The 1,091-nt window shown below is 57.3% G+C and carries 1 protein-coding gene and 1 pseudogene; one reads left to right on the plus strand and one right to left on the minus strand.

Going from position 1 to position 1,091, the window contains the following annotated elements; genetic code table 11:
• Positions 1–347: 347 nt before the first annotated feature.
• The gene (locus VEB01_RS06200) at positions 348–677 is read right to left on the minus strand and encodes a transposase (RefSeq protein WP_324873766.1); all 330 of its coding nucleotides are present in this window, start codon (positions 675–677) and stop codon (positions 348–350) included.
• Between the two features lie 72 nt (positions 678–749).
• Between VEB01_RS06200 and VEB01_RS06205 the strand changes: the two are divergent.
• A pseudogene (locus VEB01_RS06205) lies at positions 750–1,091 on the plus strand (DDE-type integrase/transposase/recombinase); the annotation flags it as partial.

Genomic DNA, 1,091 nt, shown 5'->3' on the forward strand with positions numbered 1-1,091 from the left:
CACCCAAAATGTCCTTGGGATCCGAATAGCCTTTGAGCAACTCGTCTAACAGGGCGTCTTGTTTGGCTGTGTCACTGGTCATTCTTATTCTCCTTTTTGTCAGATTATACAAACCAATTACACAGTTCTTTTTACACCCCCCCGGACTTTGAACTTGGGCCTTTCCATGGCGATCTCCTGTAAGAATGGACACATTTCAGGAGCGGGGACGACAGACTTCATCACCTTCCTAATCGGGATCGCCCGAAGGCGTCACCACACGCAGATCCGCCACCGTCCCTGGGCCATGTTGTTTAACGGGGTCAAAGCCACCAAAAAGCGGACGGCCGCCGCTCCCGAGGACTTCTTCAGTCTACGCTAGCCCGAGTTTCTGGTCCTACAGGTGCGGGGCGCCGCGCGCCCCGTGGATTGTTTTTTAAGATGTCGCGCTCCTCTTTCAGGATTGATACCTCGCGCCGCAGACGCTTCAGCTCCTCATACAGCTGTTCGGACGGCACCGTCTCCCGCCCCAACGGCGGCTTCCGGTGGTACTGCCGAACCCAGCCGTACAACGTATCCTTGTTGACACCCAAGTCCCGGGCGGTTTGCGCCAAAGGACACCCCGACTCCACCGCCAACCTCACGGCCGATTCCTTGAACTCCGCGGTATAACTCTTTAGTTTCTGTCTCTCGCTCATCTCAACACACGACCTCGTTTTTTCTCTCCATGATCTCACTTGAGGGTGTGTGTCCGGGATAGTCTAGCCAGGTCAGCCTTGTGGGTGTCCGACTTCACGTCTGTGTCCACCGGGCAAGGCTTCGTCTACGTGGCCTTCGTCACCGACGTGTTTGCCCGGCATATCGTCGGCTGGAAGGTCTCTGGTTCCGCCCGTACCGACTTCGTGCTGGATGCGCTGGAGCAAGCCCTGCATGCGCGCCGACCTACTCGTCATGGCGGTCTGATCCATCATAGCGACCGCGGGGTGCAATACCTATCGATCCGCTATACCGAGCGTCTGGCTGAGGCCGGCATCGAACCCTCGGTGGGTAGCGTGGGCGACTCGGATGACAACGCCTTGGCTGAGACGGTCAATGGACTGTATAAAGCCGAG

Origin of the sequence: Methylocaldum sp. (assembly GCF_035627495.1) — a bacterium.
GTDB lineage: Bacteria > Pseudomonadota > Gammaproteobacteria > Methylococcales > Methylococcaceae > Methylocaldum.

Bases quoted from the DNA above. Each gene is read 5' to 3' on its own strand.
- VEB01_RS06200 (WP_324873766.1), bottom strand. From the start codon at position 677: ATGAGCGAGAGACAGAAACTAAAGAGTTATACCGCGGAGTTCAAGGAA.